The organism is Xanthomonas sp. GW, from assembly GCF_014236815.1.
GTDB lineage: Bacteria > Pseudomonadota > Gammaproteobacteria > Xanthomonadales > Xanthomonadaceae > Xanthomonas_A.
This window is the reverse complement of sequence record NZ_CP051189.1, coordinates 3,596,163-3,622,303: the sequence shown is the minus strand read 5'-3', so window position 1 is coordinate 3,622,303 and position 26,141 is coordinate 3,596,163. Positions and strand designations below refer to the sequence as shown.

The 26,141-nt window shown below is 69.5% G+C and carries 20 protein-coding genes; 13 read left to right on the top strand and 7 right to left on the bottom strand.

Features of this window, described 5'->3' with window-relative positions:
* Nucleotides 1-113 precede the first annotated feature (113 nt).
* The 4 genes from HEP73_RS15445 to HEP73_RS15430 form a co-directional block, all read right to left on the bottom strand.
* Nucleotides 114-3,008: a TonB-dependent receptor gene (locus HEP73_RS15445; RefSeq protein WP_185820651.1), complete on the bottom strand. Its 2,895-nt coding sequence runs from the start codon at nucleotides 3,006-3,008 to the stop codon at nucleotides 114-116.
* A gap of 335 nt (nucleotides 3,009-3,343) precedes the next feature.
* Nucleotides 3,344-4,354: a FecR family protein gene (locus tag HEP73_RS15440; protein ID WP_185823446.1), complete on the bottom strand. Its 1,011-nt coding sequence runs from the start codon at nucleotides 4,352-4,354 to the stop codon at nucleotides 3,344-3,346.
* A gap of 65 nt (nucleotides 4,355-4,419) precedes the next feature.
* A complete protein-coding gene (locus tag HEP73_RS15435; protein WP_145701194.1) occupies nucleotides 4,420-4,944 on the bottom strand; it encodes an RNA polymerase sigma factor in 525 nt (174 codons plus the stop codon).
* Between the two features lie 221 nt (nucleotides 4,945-5,165).
* Entirely contained in the window at nucleotides 5,166-6,890 is a 1,725-nt protein-coding gene (locus tag HEP73_RS15430) for an IlvD/Edd family dehydratase (protein ID WP_185820650.1), read from the bottom strand.
* 174 nt (nucleotides 6,891-7,064) lie between these two features.
* Here HEP73_RS15430 and HEP73_RS15425 point away from each other — a divergent pair, with 174 nt between their 5' ends.
* Entirely contained in the window at nucleotides 7,065-7,862 is a 798-nt protein-coding gene (locus HEP73_RS15425; protein ID WP_185820649.1) for an SDR family NAD(P)-dependent oxidoreductase, read from the top strand.
* A gap of 269 nt (nucleotides 7,863-8,131) precedes the next feature.
* Here HEP73_RS15425 and HEP73_RS15420 read toward each other — a convergent pair whose 3' ends face one another.
* Complete coding sequence (locus HEP73_RS15420) at nucleotides 8,132-9,133, bottom strand: LysR substrate-binding domain-containing protein (protein ID WP_185823445.1); 1,002 nt, start codon at nucleotides 9,131-9,133, stop codon at nucleotides 8,132-8,134.
* A 151-nt stretch (nucleotides 9,134-9,284) separates the two neighbouring features.
* Between HEP73_RS15420 and araD1 the strand changes: the two genes are divergently transcribed.
* From araD1 to HEP73_RS15370, 10 genes are all read left to right on the top strand, one after another.
* Complete coding sequence (gene araD1, locus HEP73_RS15415) at nucleotides 9,285-10,292, top strand: AraD1 family protein (RefSeq protein WP_185820648.1); 1,008 nt, start codon at nucleotides 9,285-9,287, stop codon at nucleotides 10,290-10,292.
* A gap of 19 nt (nucleotides 10,293-10,311) precedes the next feature.
* Complete coding sequence (locus tag HEP73_RS15410; RefSeq protein WP_185820647.1) at nucleotides 10,312-11,751, top strand: aldehyde dehydrogenase family protein; 1,440 nt, start codon at nucleotides 10,312-10,314, stop codon at nucleotides 11,749-11,751.
* Between the two features lie 97 nt (nucleotides 11,752-11,848).
* Entirely contained in the window at nucleotides 11,849-12,841 is a 993-nt protein-coding gene (locus tag HEP73_RS15405; RefSeq protein WP_185820646.1) for an ABC transporter substrate-binding protein, read from the top strand.
* Between the two features lie 12 nt (nucleotides 12,842-12,853).
* Nucleotides 12,854-14,368 (top strand): sugar ABC transporter ATP-binding protein, encoded by a 1,515-nt coding sequence (locus tag HEP73_RS15400; protein ID WP_185820645.1) that lies wholly within the window; start codon nucleotides 12,854-12,856, stop codon nucleotides 14,366-14,368.
* Nucleotides 14,365-15,420, top strand: coding sequence for an ABC transporter permease (locus tag HEP73_RS15395; RefSeq protein WP_185813478.1), 1,056 nt, complete (start codon nucleotides 14,365-14,367; stop codon nucleotides 15,418-15,420). Before HEP73_RS15400 ends, HEP73_RS15395 begins: the two co-directional genes overlap by 4 nt.
* Nucleotides 15,417-16,445 carry a galactofuranose ABC transporter, permease protein YjfF gene (gene yjfF / locus HEP73_RS15390; protein ID WP_185820644.1) on the top strand — a complete coding sequence of 343 codons (1,029 nt, stop codon included), beginning with the start codon at nucleotides 15,417-15,419 and terminating at the stop codon, nucleotides 16,443-16,445. The genes HEP73_RS15395 and yjfF overlap by 4 nt, the downstream gene beginning before the upstream one ends.
* Nucleotides 16,442-18,397 (top strand): glycoside hydrolase family 127 protein, encoded by a 1,956-nt coding sequence (locus tag HEP73_RS15385; RefSeq protein ID WP_185820643.1) that lies wholly within the window; start codon nucleotides 16,442-16,444, stop codon nucleotides 18,395-18,397. The genes yjfF and HEP73_RS15385 overlap by 4 nt, the downstream gene beginning before the upstream one ends.
* Entirely contained in the window at nucleotides 18,373-20,364 is a 1,992-nt protein-coding gene (locus HEP73_RS15380) for a glycoside hydrolase family 97 protein (protein ID WP_185820642.1), read from the top strand. The genes HEP73_RS15385 and HEP73_RS15380 overlap by 25 nt, the downstream gene beginning before the upstream one ends.
* 209 nt (nucleotides 20,365-20,573) lie before the next feature.
* Nucleotides 20,574-21,194, top strand: coding sequence for a glutathione S-transferase family protein (locus HEP73_RS15375; RefSeq protein WP_185820641.1), 621 nt, complete (start codon nucleotides 20,574-20,576; stop codon nucleotides 21,192-21,194).
* 98 nt (nucleotides 21,195-21,292) lie between these two features.
* Nucleotides 21,293-22,012 (top strand): hypothetical protein, encoded by a 720-nt coding sequence (locus HEP73_RS15370; protein ID WP_185820640.1) that lies wholly within the window; start codon nucleotides 21,293-21,295, stop codon nucleotides 22,010-22,012.
* Nucleotides 22,013-22,109: 97 nt separating this feature from the next.
* On the opposite strand, the gene HEP73_RS15365 is transcribed toward HEP73_RS15370, so the two are convergent.
* A complete protein-coding gene (locus tag HEP73_RS15365) occupies nucleotides 22,110-22,376 on the bottom strand; it encodes a DUF2798 domain-containing protein (RefSeq protein WP_185820639.1) in 267 nt (88 codons plus the stop codon).
* Nucleotides 22,377-22,516: 140 nt separating this feature from the next.
* Between HEP73_RS15365 and HEP73_RS15360 the strand changes: the two genes are divergently transcribed.
* Entirely contained in the window at nucleotides 22,517-23,449 is a 933-nt protein-coding gene (locus tag HEP73_RS15360; protein ID WP_185820638.1) for a LysR family transcriptional regulator, read from the top strand.
* Nucleotides 23,450-23,470: 21 nt separating this feature from the next.
* On the opposite strand, the gene HEP73_RS15355 is transcribed toward HEP73_RS15360, so the two are convergent.
* Nucleotides 23,471-24,739 carry a cation:proton antiporter gene (locus HEP73_RS15355; RefSeq protein ID WP_185820637.1) on the bottom strand — a complete coding sequence of 423 codons (1,269 nt, stop codon included), beginning with the start codon at nucleotides 24,737-24,739 and terminating at the stop codon, nucleotides 23,471-23,473.
* Nucleotides 24,740-24,960: 221 nt separating this feature from the next.
* Here HEP73_RS15355 and HEP73_RS15350 point away from each other — a divergent pair, with 221 nt between their 5' ends.
* Nucleotides 24,961-26,124, top strand: coding sequence for a dipeptidase (locus tag HEP73_RS15350; protein WP_185820636.1), 1,164 nt, complete (start codon nucleotides 24,961-24,963; stop codon nucleotides 26,122-26,124).
* Nucleotides 26,125-26,141: the final 17 nt, after the last annotated feature.

The window sequence follows — 26,141 nt, the reverse complement described above, 5'->3', positions numbered from 1 at the left end:
ATGCCGCTGGCCGTGGTACCGGCCGGGAAGAAGGGTCGGCGGACAGCGCCGCAGTGGGCGCTGTCGCCATCGCGCGCGGCGCCGCACCACGGCGGCGACCGCGCGGACACGGCTCAGAAACGTGCGCGCAGGCCGACCGACCAGGTGCGGCCGTAGTCGGTGTAGCCGCCGAACAGGTGGTCGCCGACGTACTGGCGCTGCACCTCGCCGGTGAGGTTGATCGCGTTGACGAACAGCGACAGGTTGTCGTTGACCTTGTAGGCCAGGTTCGCATCCAGGCTGCCGAACCTGTCGCTGTTGAGCGTGGCGACGTTGGCGGTGCCGACCGCGTTGAGAATGTCGTCGCTCCAGCCGTAGCTGACCCGCGCCATCAGCGGTCCCTTCTCGTAGAACAGCACCGCGTTGTAGGTGTTTTTGGCCACGCCTTCCAGGCTGTCGGTGAAGGTGCCGGTGCCATCGCGGTAGGTCGCCTCGCTGTCGGTCCAGGTGTAGTTGAGCTGCATGCCCAAGCCATCCAGCGGCGCCGGCAGGCCGGCGAACACCTGCTGGTAGGCCACTTCCGCACCCTTGACCTTCGCCTCGCTGCCGTTGGTCTTGGACGACAGCAGATAGGTCTGGCCCTGGTAGTCCAGGTTCGACATCTGGGTCTGGATGAAGCTGGAGATGTCCTTGTAGAACACGCCGCCGGTCAGCGCCGAGGTGCCGTCGATGTACCACTCGAAGGTCAGGTCGTACTGCCACGCTTCGAACGGCTTGAGCCCGGGATTGCCGCCGCTGGCGGTGAGGATCTCGCCGCTGGAGTTGAAGGTGAGCTTGGACGACAGGTCGGTGAGGTCGGGGCGGGTGATGACCTTGGCCGCGGAGGTGCGCAGCACCATGTCCTCGCGCACGTCCCATGCGGCGTTGAACGAGGGCAGTACGTTGTTGTAGCTGCGCTGGAAATGCACCGGCTGCGCAGTGCCGTCGACGTCGGCATGGCCGTCGGTGGTCTGCTCGGTGCGCACCAGGCGCACGCCGAGATTGCCACGCAGTGCGCGGCCGGCCAGTTCGCTGCCGAAATCGGCCATCGCATAGGCCGAGCCGATCTTTTCCTTCACTTCATAGGAGTTCTGCAGGTCGGCGCTGTTGGGCGTGTTGGTCAGATCCGCGGCGGTCGGCCAGTTGCCCCAGAAGGTGGATTCGACCGGCGCCAGCCATTGCCGCGGCAGGTTGCCGTTGGCGTCGGCGAGCATGTCGTCCACCGGCAGCGCGGTGAAGTTGCCGGCCGGGAAACGCACGCCGGCGATGCTGTTGAGCAGCAGGTCGGCGCGGTCGTAGCTGCGCGAGCGCTGGCGGTATTTGGCGCCGACCTTGAGGTCGCGGAAGAAGTCGCCGTCGAGCGCGCGCTTGGCGTCGAACTGCAGTGCGTCCTCCTTGTCGCGCGCATCGATCTCGCGCCATTCCAGGCGGCGCCCGGCCACGGTGGCCGGATTGTTCGGATCGAAGCCGTTGGTGAAGCTCCAGTTGGGCACGTTGTCGTCGTCGGCCTGCGGCATGTCCACGTGCATCGACAGATTCGTGCCGCTGCGCAGGCGGGTACGGCGGATCGGGTCCGAATCGTAGCTGTGCGCCTGCGAGTGGAACGCCACCGCGCCCAGCGTCCAGCGATCGCCGCTCCAGGTGCTGGACAGGCGCGCGCTGCGGTTGTCGTCGGTGATGCCGGAGGTCTCGCGCGAGATCTGCACCTGGCCGTTGCGGTAGTCGAAGCCGGTGATGCCGCCGTGCTCGACGCGCAGGTTGCTCAGCTTGGCCAGGCTGTCGAAGCCCACGCCCATGCTGTATTCGTCGTAGTGCACGGTCTGCTTGGCGTACAGCAGGTCCAGGTTGGTTTCCCACGCCGCGCTCGGTTTCCACTGCAGCGAGGCGGCCACGCCGGTGCGCTCGCGTTGCTCCAGTTCCAGCGTCGGGCGCAAGCCGGTCGGCGCGTAGTAGGCGCCGGGCGCGCCCGGCACGCCATTGGGGTAGTAGTCCCAGCTCACTTCGTTGACCCGGTCCTGGCGCAGGCTGCGCTGCGCGTAGGCGCCGGAGATCAGCATGCCGAAGCTGCCATCGGCGTTGACCCAGTTGAACAGGCCGGACACGCGCGGATCGTTGGCGTGGGTGCGCTGCGCCTGGCTCGATTCCAGCGACAGGTTGGTCAGGGTCTTGCCCAGTTCCAGCGGACGGAACGTGCGCACGTTGACGATGCCGCCGATCGCGCCTTCGTCCAGATCGGCGGTGGGACTCTTGATCACCTCCAGGCCGGATACCAGCTCGGCCGGCAGCGTGTCGTAGCGGAACTGGCGGCCGGTCTGCCCGGAGGTGCGCACGTTCTCGTTGACCGCCATGGTCTGGCCGTTGAGCGTGGTGACCTGGAAGTTCGGGCCCAGGCCGCGCACACGCACGTACACGCCTTCGCCGCGGTCGCGCACGATCGACACGCCCGGCACGCGCTGCAGCGCCTCGGCCACGTTCTGCGCCGGCAGCTTGCCGATGTCCTCGGCGGCGATCACGTCGACCACGCTGTCGGCGTAGCGCTTCTCGCGCAGCGCGGCGCTGAGGCTGCCGGCGTAGCTGCCGAGGACCTGGATGCGGTCCAGTTCCTTCACCGGTGCGTCCGCCGTGTGCGCGGCGGCCGGTATCGCGGCGGAGCTCGCGGCCGGGATCGCCTGCGGGGCGTCGCTCGCCGCGCCTGCGGCTTCGATGGTCACCGTGGTCGGATTGAGATAGCGATAGCGCAGGCCGGTGCCGTCGAGCAGTTGCTGCAAGGCCTGCTCCGGCGTGGCGCCGGCGCTGGTGCCGCGGGTCTGCGGATTGCCGGCCACGCCCGCGGCATAGACGAATTGCAATCCGCTCTGCCGCGACAGGGTGTTGAGCGCGCGCGCCAACGGCTGTGCGGGAATCGCATCGATCGCGACGGGCGTGGTCTGGGCGCCGGCGGTGCCGGCATGCAGGGCGAGGGCGATGGAAAGGAACAGGGTGCGGCGCATCGTCGTTGTCCAGTGGGAGCGGAAGGTGGGGACGCAGCGCCGCCGCGAAGGGCGAAATGCTGCGTTGTACCTGGACTACGAGGATCGACAGCGACGATCGGGCACCGGTTTTCGATGAATTTTCTGTGACACGTGCGAGGAGGCGAGGGCGAGCAGCTGCTTTCTCATCTGGTTGCGCGCGTGCGCGTGCGAGCGAACGCTCGTGGCATGACTGGGTACGCGCCAGGCGGTGATGCGTGATGCGCCTGCGGGCGTGGTGCCGCGGCACTCGCGGTTGCGCACCGATCTTGCAAAGCGCGGGAATTGGTCGCCGCGGTCGGCGACCGAGGCCTCGATTAGCGTGCGACCGGCTGCGGCGCCGCACGGCTGCCGACCCGGATCGCGTCGGCGCTGGCGGTGACGCGCAACGTCGGCTGGTCGGCGAGGAAGGCGCGCAGCGAGGCGATGTCGTCGCCGCGCAGGTTGCCGGTCAGGCGCATCGCACCGGCGGCGGCATCGTCGATCAGCAGGCGGGTGCGGTTGAGCCGGTTGAAATCCTCGGCCACGTTGGCCAGCGGCTCGTCGCGGAACACGATGCGGCGCTGCCACCAGGCATGCATCGCGGCGACGTCCTCGCTGGCCAGTTCGACGGTGCCACTGGCGTCGTCGATGCGCGCGCTCTGCCCGGCGCGCAGATCGGCCAGCATCGGCTGCCGCGGGCGTTCGGCGCGCCAGACGTGCACGCGGCCCTCGGCCACCTCGATGCGCGCCTGTTGCCGGTACAGGGCGATGTCGAAGGTGGTGCCGATGTCCTCGACCCGCAGTGCGCCGGCCAGCACCTGCAGCGGGCGCCGGTCCGGCGCGACCACGAAGCTGGCCTGGCCATGCAGCAGCTGCAGGCGCCGGCTCCAAGGCGTCATCGTCGCGCGTAGCATGCTTTGCGCGTTGAGATGCACCGTGCTGCGGTCCGCCAGTTGCACGCTGCGCTGCTCGCCGTGCGCGGTGCTGTAGGTCTCGGTGCGCGGCCAGGCCCAGCCGGCCAGCACCGCCACACCGCACAGCGCCGCGGCCAGGCCCATGCCCCAGCCGCGCAGGCGCGCACGCCGGTCTTTCGTGTGGGGAATCTGCGGGGCAGGGCGTTGCGGCCGTTGCGGCAGCGGCAGCGCGATCACGTTGCGCGGCGCCGCGCAGGTGTCGGCGCGACGGTCGGCGTCGAGCAGCGCGTCCACGTCCAGGTCCATGCCGCGCATGGCCTCGCCCAGTTCGCCGGCAACGCGCAGCACCGCCATGTATTCGCGCAGGTGCAGCGGCGATGCGGTCAGCCAGTCCATCAGTTGCGCCTGCTGCGTCGCGTCCAGTGCCTGCATGCGTTGCAGGGCATGCCAGTGCGCGGCCTCGGCGGTGGCGCTGCGCGGCGGGAAGGTGGCTTCGCTCACCAGCTTTCCCCGCTGTCGGCCAGCGCCCGGCGGCAGGCCGACAGCCCGCGCACCACGTGCTTCTTGACCATGTGCGCGGACACGCCCATGCGTTCGGCGATCTGCTTGTAGCTGAGGCCGTCGCGGTACTGCATCACCAGCACCGCGCGGGTGCGTTCGGGCAAGCCGGCCAGCAAGGCCTGCAGGCGCTGTTGCCGCTGCTGTCGCTGTGCCGTGTCTTCCACGTCGTCCCCCGCGGCCAGCAATTGCGAAAACTGCTCCATCTCGTCGATGCGCAGCGGCGCCTGCTTGCGCCGCGCGGCCTGTTCGCGCGCCAGGTTCAGCGCCACCGTGTACAGGTAGGCCTCGGGGTTGGCGATCGCCTCGCCCTGGTGCTGATGCGCGCGCAGCAGGCGCAGATAGGTTTCCTGCACCATGTCCTCGGCGTCCTCGTTGGCGCCGCGGCGCACGAAGAAGCCGCGCAGCACCGGACCGTGTTCCGCGAACATGCGCGCCCACGCGCGCTTGGGATGTGCCGCCACCGACCTGCCTTGCCCCTTGGATGCGGCGCAGGCTAGAGGCGGTCGATGACGTTTCGGTGACGCGGCGCGTATCCGGTTCCCGTGCAGGGCTTCCGTGCAGGACGCCGATTGCATGCGGCCATGGCCGCATTGGATGCCTGGTTGTAGGAGCGGCTTCAGCCGCGACAGGCGTTACCGATAGATCCTGTCGCGGCTGAAGCCGCTCCTACAAAGGCGCGCTGCTAATGCGAATCGCGCGCCACGTCGGCACCGCTGCCGCCGACCAGGAAATCCAGGTCCGCGCCCAGGTGCGCTTGCTGCACGTGCTCCACGTACAGCTTGCTCCAGCCGCGCAGCGGGGTCGGCAGCGGGGTCCATTCGCTGCGCCGGCGCAGCAGTTCCTCGTCGCTGACCTCCAGGTGCAGCGAGCGCCCGGGCACGTCCAGTTCGATGATGTCGCCGTCGCGCACCAGCGCCAGGGTGCCGCCGGTGGCGGCCTCGGGCGAGGCGTGCAGGACCACGGTGCCGTAGGCGGTGCCGCTCATGCGCGCATCGGAGATGCGCACCATGTCGGTGACGCCGGCGCGCAGCAGCTTCGGCGGCAGCGGCATGTTGCCGACCTCGGCCATGCCCGGGTAGCCGCGCGGGCCGCAGTTCTTCAGCACCATGATGCAGTCGGCGTCGATGTCCAGCGCCTCGTCGTCGATGCGCGCCTTCATGTCCTCGATGCTTTCGAACACCACCGCGCGGCCGCGGTGCCGCAGCAGGTGCGGCGAGGCCGCCGAGGGCTTGATCACCGCGCCGTCCGGGGCCAGGTTGCCGCGCAGCACGGCGATGCCGGCCTGTTCGCGGAACGGCGTGTCCAGCGCATGGATCACCTCGCGGTTCCAGCACGGCGCGTCGGCCACGTTATCGCCCAGGGTGCGGCCGTTGACGGTGAGCGCGTCCAGGTCCAGCTCGGCGCCGAGTTCGCGCATCACCGCCGGCAATCCGCCGGCGTAGTAGAAATCTTCCATCAGGTACTGGCCGGACGGTTTCAGGTTGACCAGGCACGGCAGCCGCGATCCCAACTGGTCCCAGTCGTCCAGGCTCAGCGGCACGCCCAGGCGCCCGGCGATGGCCAGCAGGTGGATCACCGCATTGGTGGAGCCGCCGATCGCCGCATTGACCTTGATCGCGTTGGCGAACGCGGAGCGGGTCAGCACCTGCGACATGCGCAGGTCTTCCTCGACCATCTGCACGATGCGCCGGCCGCTGAGTCGCGCCAGCCGCGCGCGGCGCGAATCCACCGCCGGGATCGCCGCGTTTTCCGGCAGCGAGATGCCCAGCGCTTCGACCATGCTGGCCATGGTCGAGGCGGTGCCCATGGTCATGCAGCTGCCCTTGGAGCGCTGCATGCAGGCCTCGGCCTCGACGAACTCGTCCTGGCTCAGGGTGCCGGCGCGGACCATCTCCGACATCTGGATCACCCCGGTGCCCGAACCCAGCGGCTGCCCGCGCCAGTTGCCGGACAGCGACGGGCCGCCGGATAAACCGATCGTCGGCAGGTCCACGCTGGCCGCGCCCATCAGCAGCGACGGGGTGGTCTTGTCGCAGCCCATCAGCAGCACCACGCCGTCCAGCGGATTGGCGCGGATCGATTCCTCCACGTCCATGCTGGCCAGATTGCGGAACAGCATCGCGGTGGGCAGCATCTGCGTCTCGCCCAGCGACATCACCGGGAATTCCAGCGGGAAGCCGCCGGCCTCGTAGACGCCGCGTTTGACGTGTTCGGCCAGCTCGCGCAGGTGGCCGTTGCACGGGGTCAGTTCCGACCAGGTGTTGCAGATGCCGATCACCGGGCGCCCGTCGAACATGTCGTGCGGATGGCCGGCGCTCTTGAGCCAGCTGCGGTAGTAGAAACCCTGCTTGCCTTCGCGACCGAACCACGCCTGGCTGCGGCGGACCGGTTTGGTGGGTGAGCCCATGCTGGCGGAATCCTCGAGACCTGATCGGCCCGGATCGGTGCCTGCGCGGCGTCGCCCGGGGTGCTTTACGTCGGCGATGCTAGCGGGCATATTGATACATGAAAAATAACAAATATCTGACTATGGATATTTGTTTTCATATATCAAAATCTCATCCACCTAGAGCGAAACGGCATGGACAACACGGCAAGCGCGGCGACTCCCGGCACCGGCAACGCAACCTACGGCAGCCTGCACGGGCGCCGGGTCTTCATCACCGGCGGCGGGTCGGGCATCGGCGCGGCGCTGGTCGAGGCCTTCGCCGGGCAGGGCGCGCAGGTCGCCTTCGTCGACGTGGCCGCCGAGGCCAGTGCGGCGTTGGCCGAGCGCCTGGCCGCGGCCGGCCTGGCCAGGCCGTGGTGGCGCCGTTGCGACGTCACCGACGTGGCCGCGCTGCAGGCGGCGCTGGGCGAGGCCGCCGCCGAGCTGGGCGATTTCCATGTGCTGCTCAACAACGTCGGCAGTGACGACCGGCACGCGCTGGACGCGGTGACCCCGGAGTACTGGGAACGCTGCGTGGCGATCAACCAGCGCGCCGCGTTCTTCGCGATCCAGGCGGCGGTGCCGGGCATGAAGCGGCTCGGCGGCGGTTCGATCGTCAACCTCGGTTCCACCGGCTGGCAGACCAAGACCGGCGGCTATCCGGTCTACGCCACCGCCAAGTCGTCGGTGAACGGGCTGACCCGCGGCCTGGCGCGCGAACTGGGCGCGGCGCGGATCCGGGTCAACGTGCTGACCCCGGGCTGGGTGATGACCGAGCGCCAGGTCACGCTGTGGCTGGACGAGGCCGGCGAGCGCGAACTGGCGCGCAACCAGTGCCTGCCGGACAAGGTGATGCCGGAAGACATCGCGCGCATGGCGCTGTTCCTGGCCTCGGACGAGTCGCGCGCGATCACCGCGCAGGAATTCGTGGTGGATGCGGGCTGGACCTGAGCGGCGGATGCGTTGTCGTCGGGTAGGAGGGGCTTCGGCCCCCACGGTGTCCGAAGGCGGAATGTTGACCGCTGCGTTCGGTCGCGGCTGAAGCCGCTCCTACAGGACTTGCGGCGAGCCGGCTGGGTGCACTGTGGGAGGGGCTTCAGCCCCGATGGTGACCGAAGACGGAATGCTTGCCGCTGCGTTCGGTCGCGGCTGAAGCCGCTCCTACAGGGGCTTGCGGCAAGCTGTCTGGGTGCACTGTAGGAGGGGCTTCAGCCCCGACCTCATCCTTCGGTTGGCGCATCCGCATCCGCCGGCGTCAGCGCTTCCTCTGCCGGCGCGACGTAGCCGTACACCGGCCCGGCCGCGGCCTGCAGCGCCTGCAGCATGATCCGCGCGCCCGGCGACAGCAGCCAGTCGGTGCGGGTGATGATGCCGAACGCGTCCATCCGGCACGACAGTTCCACCGGCACGATCGCCACGCTGCCGTGGTCGGCAAAATGCCGGGCCACGTCCATCGGCACCACCGCCAGGTAGTCGCTTTGGCGCAGCAGCTGCGGCAGCACCACCAACGCCGAGGTCTCGACCACCCGCTTCGGCGGCTCCAGCCCGGCGTTCTGGAACATCAACTCGAAGCGATGGCGCAGCACGCTGCCGTCCGGCGGCACGATCCAGCCGGTCGCGGCCAGTTCGCGCAGCGCCGGTTGCGGCATTGCGAGGATCGGGTGGCCGGGACGGGCGATGGCGCACACCTCTTCCTCGGCCAGCGCCTGGTAGTGCAGGTTGCGCTTGTCGTGGCGCGCGAACAGCCGCGCCACCACGATGTCGAGCTTGTTCTGCGCCAGCTGCTCCAGCAGCACGTCGCTGCCGTCCACGCGCAGCGCCACGCGCAGCAGCGGATGCTGTTCGGTGACCTGGGCCAGCGCGGCCGGCAGTAGGGTCATCGCCGGCCCGGCGATGGCGCCGACGCTGACGCTGCCGAAATAGCCGGCCTTCAGTGCCTCGATCTCGGCGCCGGCCTCGCCCAGGCTGGACAGGGCGATGCGCGCGTGGCGGATCATCGCCTCGCCGTACCAGGTCGGGCGCATGCCGCGCGGCAGCCGCTCGAACAGCGGCACCTCCATCATGTCCTCCAGGTCCTTGAGCAGCTTCGACGCGGCCGGCTGCGACATGTTCAAGGTCTCGGCGGCGCGATGGATGTTGCCTTCCTCCTCGATCGCCAGCAGCAGCATCAGCTGCCGGGTCTTCAGGCGGGCGCGGACGAACCAGGGCGTGGCGGCAGGCATGGCGGCCCAATGCATATGAATGTTCGTATACATTAAGCCAAAAACGATATTTGTTGCATATAGGTCATCCGGCCAGAATAGAACCGCATCCGCGGCACCGGCGGTCTGTGCTGCCGCGCCGCTCTTTCGTATTCCGACAGGCGACCGATTCATGCGATTGATCCAACTGCTCGACGAGTCCGGCATCCCCAGCGTGGGCGCCATAGAGGCGAACGGCACCCAGGTGCGCCTGCTGCGCGAAGTCGGCTCGACTTATGCGCTGGCCAACGCCGCGCTCGCCGCCGGCCTCGGCCTGGACGACTACGCCACGCATCAGCTCGGCGACATCGTGCTCGACTACGCCGAACTGCTGGCCAACCACCGCGTGCTGTCGCCGCTGTCCCATCCGGACCCGGCGCATTGCCGCGTCACCGGCACCGGCCTGACCCACCTGGGCAGCGCCGCCACCCGCGACGCGATGCACCAGAACCTGCAGCAGCAGGCTGACCAGGGCACGCTCACCGATTCGATGAAGATCTTCCAGCTGGGCGTGGAAGGCGGCATCCCGCGCGACGGCCAGCCCGGCGCGCAGCCGGAATGGTTCTACAAGGGCGACGGCAGCATCCTGGTCGCGCCGGGCGCGCCGTTGCCGTCGCCGGATTTCGCGCTGGACGGCGGCGAGGAGCCGGAGCTGGTCGGGCTGTATGTGATCGGTGCCGACGGCGTGCCGTACCGGCTCGGCTTCGCGCTCGGCAACGAGTTCTCCGACCACGTCACCGAGCGCCAGAACTATCTGTACCTGGCCCATTCCAAGCTGCGCGCCTGCGCGGTCGGCCCGGAGCTGCGCAGCGGCGAGCTGCCGCGCGACCTGCGCGGCAGCAGCCGCATCCGCCGCGGCGATGCGGTGATCTGGGAAAAGCCCTTCGTCACCGGCGAGGCCAACATGTGCCACTCGTTGGCCAACCTCGAATACCACCACTTCAAGTACGCCGCGCATCGCGTGCCTGGCGACGTGCACCTGCATTTCTTCGGCACCGCCACGCTGAGCTTCGCCGACGGCGTGCAGGCCGAGCCGGGCGACCGCTTCGAGATCGAACTGCCGGAACTGGGCGCGGCGCTGGTCAATCCGCTGCAGCGGGTGTCGGCCGGGTTCGAACTGGGCGGCGTGCGCGCGCTGTAACCGAGCAAGGGAGGACGACATGAGTCAGCGTTTCCAGAGCTATATCGACGGCCAGTGGGTGGCCGGCGGCGACATCGCGGCGGACGAGAATCCGTCCGACCTGTCCGCGCCGGTCGGCGAGGTCGGCAGCGTCGATGCCGACGCGGTGCGCGGCGCGATCGCCGCGGCCAACGCGGCGCAGGCCAAGTGGGCGGCGAGCACGCCGCAGCAGCGCGCCGACGCGCTGGACTTCGTCGGCAGCGAGATCCTGGCGCGCAAGCAGGAGCTGGGCACGCTGCTGGCGTCCGAAGAAGGCAAGACCCTGCCGGAGAGCATCGGCGAGGCCGCGCGCGCCGGGCAGATCTTCAAGTTCTTCGCCGGCGAGGCGCTGCGCATTCCCGGCGAAAAGCTCGCCTCCACCCGCCCCGGCGTGGACGTGGAGATCACCCGCGAGCCGGTCGGCACGGTCGGCATCATCGCGCCGTGGAATTTCCCGTTGGCGATCCCGGCGTGGAAGATCGCACCGGCGCTGGCCTACGGCAACACCGTGGTGTTCAAGCCGGCCGAGATCGTGCCCGGCTGCGCCTGGGCGCTGGCCGAAATCCTCAGCCGCGCCGGCCTGCCCAGCGGCGCGTTCAACCTGGTGATCGGCAGCGGCCGCACCGTCGGCCAGGCGCTGGTCGAGGACCGCGGCATCGATGCGCTGAGCTTCACCGGCTCGGTGCCCACCGGCAATCATCTGCTCAAGCAGGCCGCCGCGCGCGGGCTGAAGATTCAGCTGGAAATGGGCGGCAAGAATCCGCTGGTGGTGCTGGCCGATGCGGACCTGGACCTGGCGGTGGAGATCGCGGTCAACGGCGCGTATTTCTCTACCGGCCAGCGCTGCACCGCCTCCAGCCGCCTGATCGTCGAGCGCGCGGTGTACGACGAGTTCGTCGCGCGGATGAGCAAGCGCCTGGCCACGCTGAAGATCGGCCATGCGCTGACCCCGGGCATCGACATCGGCCCGGTCGCCAGCGCCAGCCAGTTCGCGCAGGACCGCGACTACGTGCGCATCGCCCAGGAAGAAGGCGCCGAGCTGGTGTACGGCGGCGAGGCGCTGGAGTGCGAGCACCAGGGCCACTACATGCGTCCGGCGCTGATCGCCGCGCAGCCGCAGCACCGCATCGCGCGCGAGGAAGTGTTCGGCCCGGTTGCGGCGGTGATGCCGGCCGACGACTACGAGCACGCGCTGGCGCTGGCCAACGACACCGAATTCGGCCTGTGCGCCGGCATCGCCACGCGCTCGCTGAAGCACGCCACGCATTTCAAGCGGCACGCGCAGGCCGGCATGGTGATGGTCAACCTGCCCACCGCCGGGGTCGATCCGCACGTGCCGTTCGGCGGGCGCAAGGCTTCCAGCTACGGCCCGCGCGAGCAGGGCCGCTATGCGGTGGAGTTCTATACGACGGTCAAGACGGCCTATACATTCGCGGGATGAACTGATCGATCCATTCGCGCGCCTGCCTGGGAGGGTGGGCGGCCGCCGCGGCCCGAACGCCGCGCGACCGCCAGCGTGCAACGAACGAGGAGGGGTTATGCAGAAGTCAGGTGTACGTGCGGCAGTGCTGGGAATGGCGGTACTGCTGGGGGCGGCGTTGAGCGCGTGTTCCGGCGGCGGCAAGGACGCGGCCGGCAAGTCGGGCCAGATCACGGTCGGCTTCAGCCAGGTCGGCGCCGAGAGCGAGTGGCGTACCGCCAATACCGCCTCGGTCAAGCAGGCGATCGAGCAGGCGGGGATGAAGCTGAAGTTCTCCGACGCGCAGCAGAAACAGGAAAACCAGATCAAGGCGCTGCGCTCGTTCATCGCCCAGCGCGTGGACGTGATCGCGTTCTCGCCGGTGGTCGAATCCGGCTGGGAAACCGTGCTGCGCGAAGCCAAGGCCGCGAACATCCCGGTGGTGCTGACCGACCGCGCGGTCAAGGTGTCCGACGACAGCCTGTACACCACGCTGATCGGCTCGGACTTCGTCGAGGAAGGGCGCAAGGCCGGGCGCTGGCTGCTCGAGCAGTCGCCGCTGAAGGATGGCGACAAGCAGGTGCGCATCGTCGAACTGCAGGGCACGGTGGGTTCGGCGCCTGCGATCGACCGCATGAAGGGCTTCAAGGAAATCATCGCGGCCAACCCGCGCTTCCAGGTGGTGCGCTCGCAGAGCGGCGACTTCACCCGCGCCAAGGGCAAGGAAGTGATGGAGGCGTTCCTGAAGTCGGAAGGGCGCAACATCGACGTGCTGTACGCGCATAACGACGACATGGCGATCGGCGCGATCCAGGCGATCGAGGAAGCCGGGCTGAAGCCGGGCAAGGACATCCTGGTGATCTCGATCGACGGGGTGAAGGGCGCGTTCGAGGCGATGCAGGCCGGCAAGCTCAACGTCACCGTCGAATGCAATCCGCTGCTCGGCCCGCAGCTGGTGCAGGCGATCCGCGATGCCAAGGCCGGCAAGCCGCTACCCAAGCGCATCGTGGTCGAGGAATCGGTGTACACCCAGGAGCAGGCCGCCGCCGAGCTGCCCAAGCGCAAGTACTGACGGAGCCTGCCGATGAAGCCGGTGGTGCTGCACGCGCAGGGACTGAGCAAGGCCTACGCCGGCGTCGCCGCGCTGGACGACGTGGCGCTGTGCCTGCGCGGCGGCGAGATCCATGCGCTGATGGGCCAGAACGGCGCCGGCAAATCCACCCTGATCAAGCTGCTGACCGGCGCGGTCGCCGCCGATGCCGGGCGCATGGCGCTGGGCGGCGACGCGATTGCGCCGAGCTCGCCGCTGCAGGCGCAGCAGCTGGGCATCAGCACCGTGTACCAGGAAGTGAACCTGTGCCCGAACCTGTCGGTGGCCGAGAACATCTTCGCCGGCCGCTATCCGTTGAAGGGCTGGCCGCGGCGCATCGACTGGCGCCGGGTCGAACGCGAAGCGCGTGAGTGCCTGCAGCGGCTGGGTGTGGACATCGACGTGCGCCGCGCGCTGTCCGCCTATCCGGTGGCGGTGCAGCAGATGGTGGCGATCGCGCGCGCGTTGAGCGTGTCGGCGCGGGTGCTGATCCTCGACGAACCCACCTCCAGCCTCGACGAAGGCGAGGTCGCCGAACTGTTCCGGGTGATGCGCGGCCTGCGCGAGCAGGGCATGGCGATCCTGTTCGTCACCCATTTCCTCGACCAGGTGTATGCGGTGTCCGACCGCATCAGCGTGCTGCGCAACGGCCGCCTGGTCGGCGAATACCTGGCGTCCGACCTGCCGGCGCCGCGGCTGATCGCGGCGATGGTCGGGCGCGAACTGGACGTGGCCGCGGCCGCCGCGGCCGCGGTGGACGCCGCGCCGCCCGAGGACGCGCCGGTGCTGCTGCAGGCGCAGGGCCTGGGCCGGCGCGGCCAGCTGCACCCGATCGACCTGCAACTGCGCCGCGGCCAGGTGCTGGGCCTGGCCGGCCTGCTCGGCGCAGGCCGCACCGAACTGGCGCGGCTGCTGTTCGGACTGGACCGCGCCGATTGCGGCCGCGTGTCCATCGACGGCCAGGAGGTGGCGCTGCGCGGTCCGCCCGACGCGATCCGCCACGGCCTGGCGCTGTGCCCGGAAGAGCGCAAGACCGACGGCATCGTCGCCGAGCTGTCGGTGCGCGAGAACATCGTGCTGGCGCTGCAGGCGCGCATGGGCCTGCGCCGATTCCTGCCGCTGGCCGAGCAGCTGCGCATCGCGCAGGGCTACGTGGACGTGCTGGGCATCAAGACCGCCAGCGTGGAAACCCCGGTCGGCCTGCTGTCCGGCGGCAACCAGCAGAAAGTGGTGCTGGCGCGCTGGCTGGCGACGCGGCCGCGGCTGCTGATCCTCGACGAACCCACCCGCGGCATCGACATCGCCGCCAAGCAGGACATCATGACCCGGATCCTGGCGCTGGCCCGCGAGGGCATGGCGGTGTTGTTCATTTCCGCCGAGGTCGCCGAGATCGAGCGCATCGCCGACCGCATCGCGGTGCTGCGCGAACGCCGTCTGGTCGGCGAACTGCCGGGCGGCTGCGGCGAGCGCGCGGTGTTCGAACTGATCGCCGGGAGCGCGGCGGCATGAGCGCGGCGGCCACGTCATCGCCGAGCGCGCCGCGGCTGCCGGCGCGCATCGTCGCCCACCCGCTGTTCTGGCCGCTGGCCACGCTGGCGCTGCTGCTGCTCGGCAACGGCCTGTGGAATCCGGGCTTCCTGGCGCTGCAATGGCGCGACGGGCACCTGTACGGCAACCTGGTGGACATCGGCAACCGCGCCGCGCCGCTGGCGCTGGTCGCGCTGGGCATGACCCTGGTGATCGCGGTGCGCGGCTTGGACATCTCGGTCGGCGCGGTGGTGGCGATCGCCGCGACGGTGGCGGCGTGGATGATCGGCGGCGGCGAGCACAGCCGTTTTCCGCTGTGGGCGGTGATCGTGGCGCCGCTGCTGGTCGCCGCCGCGTGCGGATTGTGGAACGGGCTGCTGGTGGTCAAGGTCGGCATGCAGCCGATCATCGCCACGCTGATCCTGATGGTGGCCGGGCGCGGCGTGGCCCAGCTGATCGGCGACGGCCAGATCCTGACCATCTACTACCCGCCGTATTTCTATCTGGGCAACGGCTTCCTGCTCGGCTTGCCGTTCGCGCTGTTCGTGGTCGCCGCGGTGTTCGCGGTGTTGCAGTTGCTGCTCGGGCGCACCGCGCTGGGCCTGTTCGTGCGCGCGATCGGGCACAACCCGCGCGCGGCGCGCGTGGCCGGGATCAAGGCGCGGCTGATCGCGGTGCTGCTGTACGTGTTCTGCGCGTTCAGCGCCGGCCTGGCCGGGCTGCTGATCAGTTCCAACGTCAAGAGCGCCGACGCCAACAACGCCGGCCAGCTGATGGAACTGGACGCGATCCTGGCGGTCACCCTCGGCGGCACCCTGCTCGACGGCGGCCGCTTCAGCCTGGCCGGCAGCCTGATCGGCGCGCTGATCATCCAGACCCTGACCGCGACGATCTACGCCATCGGGGTGCCGGCGCAGGTCAACATGCTGATCAAGGCGCTGCTGGTGTTCGCGGTGATGCTGCTGCAATCGCCGCAGTTCCGCGCCAGCGTGCGCGGCTGGGTGCGGCGTGCCGAGCCGGGAGCGGGGCGATGAGCGCGGCCGGCGTCCCGATCCAGAATGCGCGCGGCCTGCGCCGCGTCGGCACGCTGCTGCACGGCGCGCGCCTGCCGCTGGCGATCACCGTGGCCCTGTTCGTGGCCATGGCCGGCGCCGGCGGCGTGCTCTACGACGGCTTCCTGTCGCCGCAGGTGTTCGCCAATCTGCTGATCGACAATGCCTTCCTGTGCATCGCTGCGGTCGGCATGACGTTCGTGATCCTGAGCGGCGGCATCGACCTGTCGGTGGGCGCGGTGATCGCCTTCACCACGGTGCTGTCGGCGTCTCTGGTGCAGGGCCACGGTTGGTCGCCGCTGGCGGCGATCCCGCTGGTGTTGCTGCTCGGGGCGCTGTTCGGCGCGTTCATGGGCATGCTGATCCAGCGCTACCGGCTGCAGCCGTTCGTGGTGACCCTGGCCGGCATGTTCCTGGCGCGCGGCGCCAGCTACCTGATCAGCGTCGACTCGATCCCGATCGACGACGCGCTGTACGTGGCCATCGCCCAGTTCCGCGTGCCGATCGGCGCCGGCGCCTCGCTGTCGATCGGCGCGCTGGTCGCGCTGGCCACAGTGGCGCTGGGCATGTGGCTGGCGCACAGCACGCGCTTCGGCCGCTGCGTGTACGCACTGGGCGGCAGCGAGGCCTCGGCGCGGCTGATGGGCCTGCCGGTGGCCGCCACCCAGGTCAAGGTCTACGCCTTCAGCGGGTTCTGCTCGGCGCTGGCCGGGGTGGTGTGCACGTTCTACATGCTGTCCGGCTACAGCCTGCATGCGCTGGGCCTGGAACTGGACGCGATCGCCGCGGTGGTGATCGGCGGCACCTTGCTGGCCGGCGGCAGCGGCTACGTGATCGGCACGCTGTTCGGCGTGCTGATCCTGGGCGTGATCCAGACCCTGATCGTGTTCGACGGCACGCTCAGCTCGTGGTGGACACGCATCGTGATCGGCGCGCTGCTGCTGGTGTTCTGCCTGCTGCAACGCGTGTTGACCCGGCGCACGCCGGATTCGGGAGCGGACGCATGACGGAACATGACGACGCGGGCCTGGCCTGCACACGGCGCGACTTCCTGCACTACGGCGGCGCCTCGCTGGCCGCGCTGGGCCTGTTGGCGCAGGGCGAGGCGCTGGCCGCGCCGCCTGCGGAGGTAGCAGCGGCCGCGAAACGGCAGCCGGCCGTGCAACTGCGCGAGCAGCCGTTTGCGCTGGGCCAGGTGCAATTGCTCGACGGCCCGTTCCTGCAGGCACGCGAACGCGATCGCCGCTACCTGATGTCGATTCCCAACGACCGCCTGCTGCACAATTTCCGGCTGGCCGCGGGCCTGGACTCGCAGGCCGAGCCGCTGGGCGGCTGGGAGTCGCCGCACTGCGAGATCCGCGGACATTTCGCCGGCGGCCATTACCTGTCGGCCTGCGCGCTGCTGTACGCGGCCACCGGCGATGCCGCGCTGAAGGACAAAGCCGATGCGCTGGTCGCCGAACTGGCGCGCTGCCAGCGTGCGGACGGCTATATCGGCGCGTACCCGTCCTCGTTCTACGATCGGCTCGGCCGCCGCGAGGAGGTGTGGGTGCCGATCTACACCGCGCACAAGATCCTGGCCGGGCACCTGGACATGGCCCGCCATGCCGGCAACGCGCAGGCGCTGCGCACCGCGCAACGCTTCGCCGACTGGCTGGGCGCGTGGATGGACGGCTTCGACGACGCGCAGTGGCAACGCATCCTCGGCGTGGAGTTCGGCGGCGTGCACGAGTCGCTGCTCGAGCTGTACCTGCTCAGCGGCGACGCCAAGTACCAGCGCTGGGCCGCGCGCTACGCGCAGGCCGCGCTGCTGGAGCCGCTGGCGCAGCAGCGCGACGCGCTGGCCGGCCTGCACGCCAACACCCAGATCCCGAAGATCGTCGCCGCCGCGCGCGCCTACGAAATCGACGGCGAGCCGCGCCAGCGCCAGATCGCCGAATTCTTCTGGCGCACGGTCAGCGGCCACCATGCCTATTGCACCGGCGGCGTCAGCGACTTCGAGATGTTCGGCAAGCCCGACCACTTCGCCGGGCGCCTGAGCGGGCACAGCCACGAGTGCTGCTGCAGCTACAACATGCTCAAGCTGACCCGGCACCTGTACACCTGGCAGCCGGACGCGGCGCTGATGGACTACTACGAGCGCGTGCTGTTCAACGCGCGCCTGGGCACCCAGGACGAAGCCGGCATGATGATGTACTTCGTGCCGATGGATGCCGGCTACTGGAAGCTCTACAACACGCCGTTCGCCTCGTTCTGGTGCTGCACCGGCACCGGCGTGGAGGAGTTCGCCAAGAGCAACGACAGCATCTACTTTCGCGACGATGCCGGCCTCACCGTCAACCTGTTCATCGCCTCGCAACTGGACTGGGCCGAGCGCGGCCTGCGTGTCGTGCAGCGCACCCGGTTCCCGCAACAGGAAGGCACCGCGCTGGAGTTCCAGTGCAAGCGACCGCAGCAGATGACGCTGCGCCTGCGCATCCCGTACTGGGCCACCCAGGGCGTGCGCCTGCGCATCAACGGCAAGGCGCAGGCGGTCAAGGCGACACCTGGCAGCTATCTGGCGCTGGAGCGCCGTTTCGCCGACGGCGACCGCATCGAACTGGACCTGCCGATGGCGCTGCACGCCGCGCCGCTGCCCGACGAACCCAGCCTGCAGGCGATGATGTACGGTCCGCTGGTGCTGGCGGCGCAACTGGGGAGCGACGGCATCGATCCGGCGCAGCTGCACGTGTCCGACCAGCGGCCGTCGTTGAACCGGATCGTCGGCCGCCAATTGCCATCGGTCTATTTCGCGCCGGAAAAACTGTGGGCGCGCAAGCGCGAGGGACAGGAACTGGTGTTCGAGGCCGACGGACTGCAAGGCCCGCTGACCCTGGTGCCGTTCTACCGCATCGCCCACGAGCGTTACGCGGTCTATTGCCGAGCGAGGCCGGTATGGGAAAAGAACCCGCAATTCTGAGCCGCTGGTACAGGGCCTCGGCCGCGATCGCGGCAGCCTGCGCGCTGCTGCTGTGCGCGCTGCCGGCGCTGGCCGCCGAGCGCATGGTCGGCGACGTGCTCAGCCCGGACGCCACGCTGCGCGCGCAAGTGAGCGTGGACGCGGCCGGCAGCGCGCACTACCGCGTGCTGCGCGACGGGCGCGAGGTGCTGTTGCGCTCGCGGCTCGGCCTGGTCCGCGACGATGCCGATTTCTCCAAGGGCCTGCGTCTGCTCTCGGTGTCGCCGGTCGAGACGGTGCACGATCGCTACGAACTGCTGACCGGCAAGCGGCGCATCAACGACTACCACGCCAATCGCCGCGTGTTCTCCTGGCGCGGCGCCAACGGCGAACGCCTGCAGATCGAATTCCAGGTCTCCGACGACGGCGTCGCGTTCCGCTACGACTTCCCGCAGCGCGACCCGAACATCCGCGAGCTGCGCGAGGACGCCACCACGTTCCGCTTCGCCGCCGCCACGCGCGCCTGGCTGCAGCCGATGTCGCCGGCCAAGACCGGCTTCGGCAGGACCAATCCTTCCTACGAGGAGTACTACCTGCAGGACATCGGCGTCGGCACGCCGTCGCCGCTCGCGGCCGGCTGGGTGTATCCGGCCCTGTTCCGCCATGAGGCGGACTGGGTGCTGCTCAGCGAGGGGTCGCTCGGCCGCGGCCACGCCGGCAGCCGCCTGCGCGATGTCGCCGACGCGCCCGGCGAGTACGCGATCGGCATGCCCGATCCGCGCGAGGTGCTGCCCGGCGGCGCCGCCAATCCGCGCTTCGCGCTGCCGTGGCGCTCGCCGTGGCGCATCGTCGCGGTCGGCAGCCTGAAGACCATCGCCGAGTCCACGCTCGGCACCGACCTGGCCGATCCGCCCGCGGCCGCGCCGGTCGCGCCGCCGCAGCCGGGCAAGGCGTCGTGGAGCTGGCCGCTGCTCGGCGATGGCGCCACCACCTTCGAGGTGCAGAAGCGCTATATCGACTTCGCCGCGCGCATGGGCTGGCGCTACACCTTGATCGATGCCCTGTGGGACACGCAGATCGGTGAAGACAAGCTGCGCGAGCTGATCGCCTACGCGCACAGCAAGCAGGTGTCGATCCTGCTCTGGTACAACTCGGCCGGCAGCTGGAACGAAGCGCCGCAGACCCCGCGCGACCGCATGCTGACCCACGCCAGCCGCATCCGCGAGTTCGCGCGGCTCAAGGCGATGGGCGTGGCCGGGGTGAAGATCGATTTCTTCGGCGGCGACGGGCAGTCGATGATCGGCTACTACCTGGACATCATGCAGGACGCCGCGCCGTACGGGCTGATGCTCAACTTCCATGGCGCCACCTTGCCGCGCGGCTGGCAGCGCACCTGGCCGGACCTGATGACCATGGAGGCGGTGCGCGGGCTGGAATTCGCCACCTTCGAGCAGGTCAACGCCGACCAGGTGCCGGCGCATGCGGCGATGCTGCCGTTCGCGCGCAACGTGTTCGACCCGATGGACTTCACCCCGCTGGCCCTGGTCAAACTCAACGACAAGGTGCAGCGCCGCACCACGCCCGGCTTCGAACTGGCCGAGACGGTGCTGTTCGTGTCCGGCATCCAGCATTACGCCGAGACCCCGGAGAATCTTGAGAAGGCCGCGCCGGAGGTGCAGGCGCTGCTGCGCGAATTGCCCTCGGTGTGGGACGACAGCCGCTACGTGGACGGCTATCCCGGCCGCTTCGCGGTGTTCGCGCGGCGCGGCGGCGCGCGCTGGTACGTGGCCGGCATCAACGCCGATGCGCAACCGCGCACGCTGCGCCTGAACCTGGCGGAGTTGGGCGTGGCCGGTCGCGGCGCGCGCCTGATCGTCGATGGCGACGGCCCGCTGGGCCTGGCCAGCCGGCGCATCGAAGTGGGGCCGACGCAGAACGTCGAGGTGTCGTTGCCGGCGCGCGGCGGCTTCGTGCTGCAGTTCGACTGAGCGCGCTGGCGCCTGCCGCGTGCAGGGGCGGGCACCGCCGCAACGGCGCCCGCGCATGCCGATGGCGGGGATTGCGTGGGTGCCGCACCGAACCGGCAAGACTGAATCCGCGCCATTGCGGCGGCGGCACGACGGTCGCATCGCACGCATCGGCGTCGCAGCTGCGGATGCGGCGGCATAGAATTGGCGCTCGCGACAGGAGCGCTGCCATGCTGAAGATCTGGGGCCGACACAATTCGAGCAACGTGCGCAAGGTGCTGTGGTGCGCCGAGGAAATCGGCGTGGCCTATGAGTCGATCGAGGTCGGCGGCGCGTTCGGCAAGACCGCCGATCCGGCCTACCGCGCATTGAATCCCAACGGCCTGGTGCCGGCGATCGAGGACAACGGCCTGGCGCTGTGGGAATCTAACGCCATCGTGCGCTACCTGGCCGCGCGCTATGCGCCGGACACGCTGTATCCGCAGGATCCGGCCGAACGCGCGCGTGGCGACAAGTGGATGGACTGGACCACGTCGACCTTCGCCGGCCCGTTCCGCGATCTTTTCTGGGGCACGCTGCGCACCGCGCCCGAAGCGCGCGACGCAGCCAGGATCGCCGCGGCGCTGGCGCGTTCGGGCGAATTGCTGGGCATGGCCGATGCGGCGCTGGCGCAGCAGCCGTGGCTGTCGGGCGCGCAGTTCGCGATGGGCGACATCCCGCTGGGCAGCTTCGCCTACGCCTGGTTCGAGATGCCGATCGAACGACCGGCGCTGCCGCATCTGCAGGACTGGTACTCCCGCCTGCAACAGCGTCCGGCCTACCGCAAGGGCGTGATGACGCCGCTGACCTGAGTATGGTGTGGCCTGCGGCCAGCGTTGCCGCGCCCGTTTCGCTGCAGCGGCCATTCCGCTCGCGCGTATCCGCTACCTGACGGCAAGGAGCCGCCACCTTGATCGAAACCCCGAAAATCGTGTTGTGCATTCCCGGCCCGTGGCAGGACCGCTCGGATCTGCTCGCGCGCATCGTCCGCGACAGCGGCGGTTACCTGTTTGCCGGGCAGGTCCTGCTGCACATGGAAAGCGGCGACGCCTTCGAACTGCAATACGAGCCGCGCGACCCACGCATGGCGGACGCGTTCGCTGCCGCCGGGCCGCACTGGCTCGATTCCGACGACATGGCGCGCATCGATGCGCATGCCTCGGTCGTGTACCTGATCGGCGATGGCGGTTCCAGGGCGCGCGCCGAGGCGATGATGCTGGCGGCCGCGGCGCTGCTGGACGCCGGCGGTCTGGGCGTGAAGGTCGAGAGCAGCGGCGTCGCGCACGGTCCGGGAGCGTGGCGCCAGCTGTGCGCGGACCTGGGCTTTTTCAGCGCCCATCGTGCATACGTGTTGAACCTCACCGGCGAGCAGGTGCATTCCTGCGGCATGCACCATTTCGGCATGAAAGACGCGATCGTTGATGCGCAGGCGGCAGACGACCCGGTCGCGCTGCTGCACACCTTCACCTGGTACCTGTTCACCGAAGCGCCGGCGATGCGCGAGGGCCACACCTTCGCCGTCACCGAGGATGCGCCGCGCTACCGGCTCGACGCCGAACCCAGCGCCCAGTTCCAGCCCGGCGACCTGTTCGCCAATCCCTATGGGCTGTGGCGGCTGACGCCGCTGTGAGCCGGCGATTCAACATGCACCTGTAGGAGCGGCTTCAGCCGCGACAGGGAGCCCATCGCCACCATCGCTGCATCACACGCGGTAGCGCCCAAAACCCTCAACGCGGCACATGCACCGTCGCCGCCACCAGCCGCATCACCAGCGGCCGTACCACCAGGATGCAGCAGAACGCGGTCGGCATCGCCAGCCGATACGCGCCCAGCACGCGCTGCAGATAGTCCTCGCCGAGACCGGCATTGGCCGCGGTGATCACCAGGCACATCAGCATGGCCATGATCGCGGCCATGTAGAAGGCGAACACGAACGGCGTGGTGCGCACGCCCAGTTTCAGGCGGCGTGGCGCGGCGATATCGAAATCCTGCATGGGCGATGCCTCGGTGGTCGTTGCGGCCTGACGGCGCGGGAGGCGGCACGTTAGCAAGCCGATCGCAGCGTCAGTAGGCGAGGGCGGCTTGCGACTTTGTAAACTGCAACTTACGAATGCATCGCGTATAGCTGTTGCCAGTGAACCTTCTTCAGTCCATCCGCAGCTTCATCCATACCGTGGAGGCCGGCAGCGTCGCCGGCGGCGCCAAGACCTTGGGCGTGAGCGCGGCGGCGGTGAGCCAGAACATCGCGCGGCTGGAAGCGCACCTGGGCGTGCGCCTGCTCAACCGCAGCACGCGCAGCCTGGCGCTGACCGAGCGCGGCGCGCTGTACCTGCAGCAGGTGCGGCGGGTGGAACTGGATCTGGAGCGCGCGCGGCAATCGGTGGCCGATCCGCAGGCCGAGCCGGAAGGGCGGTTGCGCATCGCCAGCACCGCCGCGTTCGGCCGGCATGTGCTGGCGCCGCTGCTGCCGGCGCTGGCGGTGCGGCATCCGCGCCTGTCGATCGAACTGCTGAGCGCCGATCATCGCGTGGACCACGCGCAGGAAGGGGTGGACGTCAGCATCCGCATCGAGCCGCAATTGCAGGATGGCCTGGTCGCACGGTGCATCGCTGCGGTGCCGTTCGTGTTCTGCGCGGCGCCGGAGTATCTGGCGCGTGCCGGCACGCCGGCGACGCCGGAGCAGTTGAAGGATCACGCCTGCCTGTTGCTGCGCTGGGCGGTGGATGGACGCTACCTGCGCTGGGGCTTCGTCCGCGACGGGCTGCGCTTCGATGTCGAGGTGGCGCCGGCGCTGGTCGGCGACGATATCGACGCGCTCGCCGCCATGGCCGCGGCCGGTGGCGGCATCACCCGGCTGGCTGCGTTCGTGGCGCAGCCATACCTGCAGCGCGGCGCGTTGCGCGCCTTGTTCGAAGACGCCGCCGCCGGTGCAGCCGACGCCGCGCCCGAACCGATGCGGCTGTACCTGTGCGTGGCCGACCGCCGCGATTTCACCCCGAAGGTGCGCGCCCTGCAGGAACACCTCGTCGCTGGCCTGCCGCCGGCGTGGCGCGTGGCGCAGGCCTAGACCCGCACGACAGGCCGCGCGTTACGGCCTGCCGCCGGCTACCGCCGGCGCCGCCTCGCGCGCGGCGGCGCGGCGCATCACCCAGTTGAACAGCGGCGTGGCCATCAGCGTGGAGACGATCGCCATCAGCACCAGGATCGAGAACAGACCCTGCTCGATGACCCCGGCCTGCAGGCCGATGTTGATGATGATCAGCTCCATCAGCCCGCGCGCGTTCATCAGCGCGCCGATCGCCATCGCGTCGCGGTTGTTCTCGCCGCTGGCGCGCGCCGCGGCCCAGCAGGCGATGCCCTTGCCCAGGAACGAGGCGAGCAGGATCGCCACCGCGGCGATCAGGATCTGCGGATCCAGCAGCACGCTGAGCTGGGTCTTGAGCCCGGAGAAGGTGAAGAACATCGGCAGCAGGAACACCACCACGAACGGCTGCAACTGCTCGCGCAGCTTCTCGGTCAGCGCGCCCTTGGGCAGGCAGGCGCCGAGCAGGAAACCGCCGAACACCGCGTGGATGCCGATCGCGTCCATCGCCCAGGCGCTCGTGCAGAACAGCATCAGCACCACCGCCAGCACGCTGGCGCTGAGCGGCTGGTCGGGACGCACGTGATCGGCCAGGCGGCGCAGCCAATGGCGGCCGACCAGCATCATGAACAGCGCGTAGCCCACGCCGCCGCCGATCGCCAGGTAGGCGCTGTTCCAGCTGCCGCCGAAGCTGGCCAGCACGATGGCCAGGATGCACCAAGCCGCAGCGTCGTCCACCGCGCCGGCGGTGAGCGCCAGCGTGCCCAGCGAACTGCCGGTGAGGCCGCGCTCGTGGATGATCCGCGCCAGCATCGGGAACGCGGTGATGGCGATGGCCGCGCCCAGGAACAGCGAGGCTTCCAGGGTCTTGGCCTTGGCCGAGAACAGGCCCGGGGTATGCAGCAGCCACGGCACCAGCGCGAACGCGAGCACGAACGGCACCGCGATGCCGGCCAGCGACACGCTCATCGCGCTGCGGTAGCGCGCGCGGAAATGGTCGCCGCGGAAGTCGGTGCCGACCAGGAACATGTACAGGCCCACGCCGAACTGCGCGACCACGTACAGCATGTCCAGGGTCTGCTTGGGGAACAGCGCCTGCTGCACGTCCGGCAGCAGCCAGCCGAACAGCGACGGCCCCAGCGCCACGCCGGCGATCATCTCGCCCACCACCTGCGGCTGGCCCACGCGCCTGGCCAACAGGCCGACCAGTCGGCAGATCAGCAGGATCGCCGCCGCCTGCAGAAAGAAATAGACGGACATCTGCGGTGTGGTCATCGGCACGCATCCCTGATATGTCGGCGGATGATAGGAGCGCGGCGCGGAGAAATCCACGCAAGCCGGCCGCCCGCCATGCGCGCCTGACGGTGCGGCAAAGCGCCGACGGTACTTTCGGCACTGACCGCCGCGCGCCGGATGCAGTGCTATGCGGGGCGGCGCGCGTGGCCGTTGGCGGCCGCTGGGCGCGTTACCACTTGATTGCAGCGGGAGAGAAAGCGATGAGCGAAGCATGGACGCGGCGGCAATGGCTGGGCCTTTCCGGCAGCGCGCTGCTTGCCGGGCTGCTGCCCGCTACGGCGGCGGCGAATGGCGCCGTGGCACCGAAGGCGAAGGACACGGCCGGCAACGGCGCGGACGCAAGCGACGCCGCGGCGCTGTATCGCCGCGCCCTGGTGCTCGACGCCAACACCCTGGCCTCGATCGGCCAGCTAGCCGGCGAAGGCGACAGCGCCGAGCGCATACGCCAGTTGCGCGATTCCGGCGTGACCGCGCTGAAGACCACGCTGGGTGGCGCCGATGGCGACTTCGAGGAGGCGGTGAAGGACATCGCCGCGGCGCAGGCGCTGGTCGAAACCTATCCGCAGCACTTCCTGAAAGTGCTACGGCACGAGGACCTGCAGCGGGCCAAGCGCGAGGGCCGGATCGCGCTGATCTTCTCCTTCGAATCGGCGGCGATGCTGGAGGACAAGCCCGAGCGCATCGATCTGTTCCGCCAGCTCGGCGTGCGCGTGATGCAACTGTCCTACAACCGTGCCTCGCCGTTCGGCACCGGCTGCCTGGACGGCGATGCCGGCGGCGTCACCGCGCTCGGGCGCGAGGCGATCGCGCGCATGAACCGGCTCGGCGTGGCGCTGGACCTGAGCCATGCCAACGCGCAGACCACCCGCGACGGCATCGCGCTGTCGCAGCGTCCGCCGGTGTTCACCCATGCCGGCTGCAGCGCGGTGTTCGCGCATCCGCGCAACAAGCTCGACCGCGACATGCGCGCGTTGGCCGACAAGGGCGGGGTGATGGGCATCTACATGCTGCCGTTCCTGACCGAGGACAGCCGCCAGCCGCAGCTGGCCGATTATCTGCGGCACATGCGGCATGCGCTGGACGTGTGCGGCGAGGACCACGTCGGCATCGGCACCGATTCGATGTTCTTCCCGGTCACCGAGCAGGACATTCGCGAGATGGACACGCTGATGCAGCAGCGCCGCCACGACGGCGTCGGCGCGCCCGGCGAGAACCGCACCCCGTACCTGCCCGACGTCAACAGCGTGCGCAAGCTCGAACGCGTCGCCGATGGCCTGCTGCGCCACGGTTACAGCGCGCGGGTGACCGAGAAGGTGCTGGGGCTGAACTTCGATCGGGTGTTCGGCGAGATCTGGGCGGCCTGACGCGCGCAGGCATATCC